The 5,712-nt window shown below is 62.9% G+C and carries 7 protein-coding genes; 4 read left to right on the top strand and 3 right to left on the bottom strand.

Translation table 11 applies throughout. The features are described from left to right. Positions 1–154: 154 nt before the first annotated feature. A complete protein-coding gene (locus JOZ76_RS14650) occupies positions 155–865 on the top strand; it encodes an O-methyltransferase (protein WP_291699340.1) in 711 nt (236 codons plus the stop codon). A gap of 129 nt (positions 866–994) precedes the next feature. Further along, positions 995–2,146 (top strand): UDP-galactopyranose mutase, encoded by a 1,152-nt coding sequence (locus JOZ76_RS14645; RefSeq protein WP_291699339.1) that lies wholly within the window; start codon positions 995–997, stop codon positions 2,144–2,146. 68 nt (positions 2,147–2,214) lie between these two features. On the opposite strand, the gene JOZ76_RS14640 is transcribed toward JOZ76_RS14645, so the two are convergent. After that, positions 2,215–2,676 carry a WbuC family cupin fold metalloprotein gene (locus tag JOZ76_RS14640; protein ID WP_291699338.1) on the bottom strand — a complete coding sequence of 154 codons (462 nt, stop codon included), beginning with the start codon at positions 2,674–2,676 and terminating at the stop codon, positions 2,215–2,217. Positions 2,677–2,798: 122 nt separating this feature from the next. On the opposite strand from JOZ76_RS14640, the gene JOZ76_RS14635 reads away from it, so the two are divergent. Both JOZ76_RS14635 and JOZ76_RS14630 read left to right on the top strand, forming a co-directional pair. Continuing rightward, entirely contained in the window at positions 2,799–2,966 is a 168-nt protein-coding gene (locus JOZ76_RS14635; RefSeq protein WP_291699337.1) for a hypothetical protein, read from the top strand. Positions 2,967–3,122: 156 nt separating this feature from the next. Beyond that, positions 3,123–4,337 carry a glycosyltransferase gene (locus JOZ76_RS14630; protein ID WP_291699336.1) on the top strand — a complete coding sequence of 405 codons (1,215 nt, stop codon included), beginning with the start codon at positions 3,123–3,125 and terminating at the stop codon, positions 4,335–4,337. A gap of 28 nt (positions 4,338–4,365) precedes the next feature. On the opposite strand, the gene JOZ76_RS14625 is transcribed toward JOZ76_RS14630, so the two are convergent. Both JOZ76_RS14625 and JOZ76_RS14620 read right to left on the bottom strand, forming a co-directional pair. Beyond that, positions 4,366–5,436, bottom strand: a complete 1,071-nt coding sequence (locus JOZ76_RS14625) for an acyltransferase family protein (protein WP_291699335.1) — start codon at positions 5,434–5,436, stop codon at positions 4,366–4,368. Between the two features lie 51 nt (positions 5,437–5,487). Beyond that, positions 5,488–5,712 (bottom strand): hypothetical protein (locus JOZ76_RS14620; RefSeq protein ID WP_291699334.1); only part of this gene is annotated, 225 nt, incomplete at its 5' end.

Below are 5,712 nucleotides of genomic sequence, written 5' to 3'. Positions count from 1 at the left end.
CCCTGGAGACAGATTTGGCATGCAGCTCTTAGTTGATGTACCGGTGCGTTCTGCTACAGCAATATCCGCCCAAATCGGGGCGTTCTGATCTTTCGCCGGGACAAGAGCGTTCGGGCAAGCCGCGCAAGTGATGCAACAAAGGGATCTGATGATGATGAGCAAAGCCTTGACCCTGTGGGACAAGCTCCTTCCCGACCAGCCGCTCAACAACGAGTATTTTGCCGGCTCCGACTACTATCGTGATCTGTATGATCTGATTGCCCGCACCAGCGGATTGAAGCCCGCCACCGAGACCTTCAAGCTCGTGCTGTCGGACAAGGTCACCGTCGAGGAGATGGCCTCCAACCCGGTGCAGCTGCGGCTGCTGGAGCTGATCGTCCGGCTGACCGGGGCCAGGCGCGTGATCGAGATCGGCGCGTTCATCGGCTTGTCGGCGATGTCGATGGCGCGCGCCATGCCGCCCGGCGGCAAGCTGATCACGATCGAGAAGTTCGATCATTTCGCCGACATCTGCCGGAAGAATTTTGCGGCCAACGGACTGTCGGACCGCATCGAGGTGGTCGAGGGCGATGCCTTCGAGATCATCGACCGGTTGCCGCAGGACCAGCCATTCGATCTCGCCTTCATCGACGGCAACAAGGAACGTTACGCGCATTATTTCGAGGTGCTGGAGCCGCGCGTCCGCTCCGGCGGTCTCATTCTGGTCGACGACGTGCTGTTTCACGGCGACGCGGTGAATTCACGGCCGAAAACCGAGAAGGGCGAGGGCGTGAAAGCCTTCATGGATCTCGCGGCGAGCCGCAGCAACTATTTCCGGCTGGCGCTGCCGATCTGCAACGGCCTGATGGTCATGCAGAAGCCATAGCTCGTGCGGTAAGGCCTGTCCCGGTCGGCTTGCGGCCTTCGCAAGCGAGGCGGCGGATGGCGGCATCGTCGGACGCTTGAACGAACCCATCAACGGTCAATCGGTATTCTTGCAAGGATAAGGCGACACATGAAAACGGCCCTGGTCATCGGTGGAGGTTTTGCCGGCTGCGCGTCGGTCCACCAGCTGCTCTTGATGGGCGGCTGGGATGTCACGCTCGTGGAGGCGTTGCCCTATCTCGGCGCAGGCGTGCGCACGAACTGGTACGGCGGGCACCCCTATACGTTCGGTCCGCGGCATTTCCTCACGCAGAACGAGGCCGTGTACAACTACCTCGACGAGCATTGTCCGCTGCGCCGCTGTCTCGACCATGAGTTCTGGACCTATATCGAGCCGGACAATGCGTTCTACGGATTTCCGATCCATCGCGACGACATCGCGAAGATGCCGGACCGCGACGCCATCGAGCAGGAGCTGAAGCAGGTTGCGGGCGTCGAGAACGCCAAGAACCTGGAAGACTACTGGATCGGTTCGGTGGGGCCGATCCTGTATGGAAAGTTCATCGAGAAATACAGCAAGAAGATGTGGTTGCTCGATGACAACAAGAAGATCGACACGTTCACCTGGTCGCCTAAGGGTGTTGCAATCAAGCAAGGAACGCGGGCGGCCTGGGATACGGCGCTGTCGGCCTATCCGCACGCGCCGGATGGCTACAATCAGTATTTCGACATTGCCACTGCAGGCGCAAAGGTCCTCCTGGGCACCAGGATCGAGCGCTACGACATTCCGAACCGGACGGTGTGGATCAAGGGCGAGAGGCTCACCTTCGACCTGATCGTGAGCACGATCTCACCGGACCAGCTGTTCGACAATTGTTACGAGGAGCTGCCCTATATTGGACGGGACTTTCACAAGATCGTCTTTCCGACCGAGCACGTTTTCCCGGATCATGTGTATTTTCTTTATTACGCCAACGATGAACGTCACACCCGGCTGGTCGAGTACAAGAAGTTCACGCTGCACAAGTCGCCGACGACGCTGATCGGGATGGAAATCCCGTCCATGAACGGAAAATATTATCCGCTGCCGATGAAGTGGGCGATCGCCCGCGCGCACCAGTATCACCAGGAGATGCCGCCCGGCGTGTTCTCGCTCGGACGCCACGGCAGCTACCAATACGCGATCGATATCGACGACTGCATCGAGCAGGCCATGGCGATGGCCGAGCAGGTCAAGGGCGGCGGCCAGGAACATCCGGTGCCCGGCGCGAAATGGCGCTGAGGGCGCCCGGAGCTCAGCACGCAGCAGACCTTTGCTGGACCGCCTGAGGCGTTCAGGCGCTCGTCGCGTCACGGCTGCGCCAATTGGCGCAGATAGTCGGCGACCCGCGCATCGCCTTCCGCGGGCGCCCATTCGGCGAATTCCGATGGCCGGTAGGGGCCCGGCTTCACCTCCAAAACGGCGGTGCCGGGCTCTCTCACCCAGAAGCCGTGCCAGACGCCCGCCGGGATTTGCACGGCCGGCGCTTCTGCGCCCATGCCGGCGCGGCCCGCAATCCCGCCATCGACGTCGAACCTCAGGAAGTCTCCGCTGCCCCGCAGCAAAGCCAGCAGCTCCCATTGCTCGGGGTGGCGATGCGGGCGGACATAGGTCCCAGGCTGCGTCACGATGATCAGGCGCTGGACCTGATCTTCATGACCATCGTGCAGCAGCAAGTGAACCCGCTTGCGTTCGCTTCGCGCTGCATCACGCGCCATGTCGTCGAGCGCTCTGGCGCTGACCAGCTGGAATTCGTCTAATCCCTTTGTCATGCCTAAATCATATCCGGAAATTGAGGTCGTCTCTCAACACGAAGAATTTAACCGTATCCCGTAGAAACCAGCCAGTGCGACCATATCTCGGTTGGTAGGGAGGCCGTTGGGAGGAGGCCAACATGACGCAAGGTTTGAAACTCATCAGCCCGCTGGATGCGGACTATGCCGAACATCGCGAAGCGGCCGAGCGCCAACGCGCGACACGCGAATGGCTGGAGCGGCGCGAGCGCGAGCTTGGCTTCGTGCAGGACGCGCCCCCCGTGGCCCCAAAAGCCGCGGAACGGTAACCATAAGGCAGCCATCGGCTGCCTTTTCGTTTCGAACCGGCTGTTGTCCCGGTTTTGCCACCCTGCTAAGCACGCAAGTCCCAAAACTCTGGCGCGACCGCCGCTGCATTGACCAGCCCGGCGCTCCTTGCTGCGGCGCGCGCGGAACGTCGTCAATTGCAGAAACAGGATCAACGCGACCTGAAACGCGGCAAGGCCGGCATTCTGTTCGTCACGAGCTCGCTTGACGTCGGCGGGACCGAGCGGCATCTGGCCTCGATCTGCGGGATTTTGCGGGCGCGCGGCTGGGATCTCGAGGTCTATTGCACCGGCGGAGAAGGCCCTTTCGCCGAGGTTTTGCGCCGCGACGGCGTGAAGGTCATGGTGCCCCCGGGGGCGGCGAGATACCGGGCAGGTGGCGTGCTCGGAGCCCTTCGCCTGCCGCTTGCCGCGCTTCATCTGTTTGGCGTGCTTGTGAAGGGGCGATTTGCGATCGTTCATTGCTTTCTGCCCGGAGCCTATCTGATCGGCGCCCCGCTTGCGTTTCTGGTGCGGACCAGGCTGCTCGTGATGAGCCGCCGCAGTCTGAACGATTATCAGCGGAACCATCCTCTCGGAGGTGGTGCCGAGCGGCGCCTTCACCCGCTGATGAGCGCCGTCCTGGCCAATTCCCGCAGCGTGGCGAAGCAGCTCGAGGGCGAGGGCGTGGATGCCAGCCGGATCGGCCTGATCTACAACGGGGTCGCCGACACGGGCCCTGTCGTGACCGACCGCGCACAAGCGCGCAGCAGCCTCGGGATTGATGAAGACGCGCTCGTCCTGGTCGTCATTGCCAACCTGATCGCCTACAAGGGGCATCTCGATCTGATCGAGGCGCTGGGCCGCATCAAGAACCAAATGCCGGCCAGCTGGCGGCTTCTGGCCGTGGGGCGGGACGACGGCCTTGGCGCTGACATCCGGTCGCGGGCGGAGGCGGTCGGACTGGACGCACAGATATCGCTGCTCGGGGTCCGCTCCGACATCCCGGACCTGCTCACTGCCAGCGACATCGCGATCCTGGCCTCGCACCAGGAAGGGTTTTCCAACGCGGTCATCGAGGGCATGCAGGCCGGACTTCCGATGATCGTGACCAACGTCGGCGGCAACGCCGAAGCCGTGGTCGACGGCGAGACCGGGCTTGTGGTCGCGCCGCATGATCCGGAAGCGCTGGCGGCGGCCATTCTGCGCCTCGCATCGGACGCCGAGCTGCGGCGGCGCTACGGAGCGGCAGGACGCCGCCGCGTCGCGGCGCATTTCAGCCTCGAGACCTGCGTGGCGGCCTACGAGGCGCTCTATGGCGGTCTCTTGGCCGGGAAGACGCCAGCCGAGATTGCTCAGGTTCGTTACCAATAGTGCGCGGGCCGGGTCTCGCCTCTCCATTCTATTCCGCTGGATGCGGCGACACCCGCGACTGGCGATAGAGGTCCAGCGGCTTTTCCAAGAGGACGGTGAGCAGGTAGGCGAGGCCGAGGCTGAGCACGACAGGAACGACCTGCGGCGTCGGCAGGATGACGATCATGAATAGCGGGTGGATCAGGTAGACCGGGTAGGACAGGTCGCCCAAAACCTTGTCCAGCGGGTTCGAGCGGCCGAGCAGGACCACGCCGGGCAGGCAGAGCGCCTCGCCGAACAGATAGAGCGGCCGGGCCACGGGCAGCCATGGATAGGCGATGGTCAGCAGCGCGACAGCGAGCGTGGCCGCGATTGCGTACCGCTTGACGGCACGCTCTTTGCTCCGTAGGCGCAACCAAACATAGCCGTGGTAGGCAAGCGCGCCGGCCATGAACCAGGCGAGCGCGAACGGGAAGATGCGCGAATACCAACCGGGGTCGAGCGCCGAAGTCTTGTAGCATAGCAACTGGGCCAGCAGCGACGCCGCCATCAGCCAGAGGATGAAGCGGACGCGCCTGACGACGAATGGCGCGATGAGATAGAAGCCGAGCTCGATGGCCAGCGTCCAGGCCACACGGATGACGATGAAGAGGTGGTAGAACAGGTCGGGTGTGGCCGAGAACGTGCCGTCCTTCCGGATCAAGGCCAAAAAGTCCTGGCCGAAAATGAAGGTGTTGGTCAGGACGAGCAATAGGATGGAGCGGGGTCCCAGCGCGGAGCCACTCTGCGCAATCCACGACGTGACGGTGGGCAGGCGGTAGGCTTCGAGCCCCGCCGGTGCGGCGGAGAAGGCTCCGCTGTCGACCGAGACGTCGACGACCAGATATAGGATCATCGTCGCCCAGTAGATCGGAAAGATCCGCAGCGCCCGATTGGAGTAGAACAGCCACAGCGAGCCGCTGTATTTCTCGTGAAGGACCAGCGTGATCAGGAAGCCCGAGACGATATAGAAGCCCTGAACCGCGACGTCAGGATTGAGCGGGTGAGGGAGCCCTGAAGGATAGAAGGCCAGATGGGCGGTAAGCACCGACATGGCCAGGAGGAAGCGAAGCGCGCCCACGATTCACGTGCCTCCCAAGCCGAGTGGCGGCCGTCTGACGAAAGCCATCGCTTATCGCCCGCGCCGTTGGAAGGCCGCGATCTGGTCACGCGCGGCTTTCAGTTCAGCGCCAACGGCGGCCAGCTGTGCCTTCAAGGCGCTGTTCTCGGTCTGCAAGGCCTCGTGGTTTTGCCTCAGTCCCGGAAGATTAGGCAGATCAAGAAGTCCCTCGACCACCCGCGACAGGATGTTGCCGCGGGGCTCGTGGGCCGGAGCGGTAGCACTGGCCGACAATGC

It is taken from the genome of Bradyrhizobium sp. (assembly GCF_019244115.1).
Taxonomy (GTDB): Bacteria; Pseudomonadota; Alphaproteobacteria; order Rhizobiales; family Xanthobacteraceae; genus Bradyrhizobium.
The sequence above is the reverse complement of the archived record's forward strand: the minus strand, read 5'-3'. Positions and strand labels throughout refer to the sequence as shown.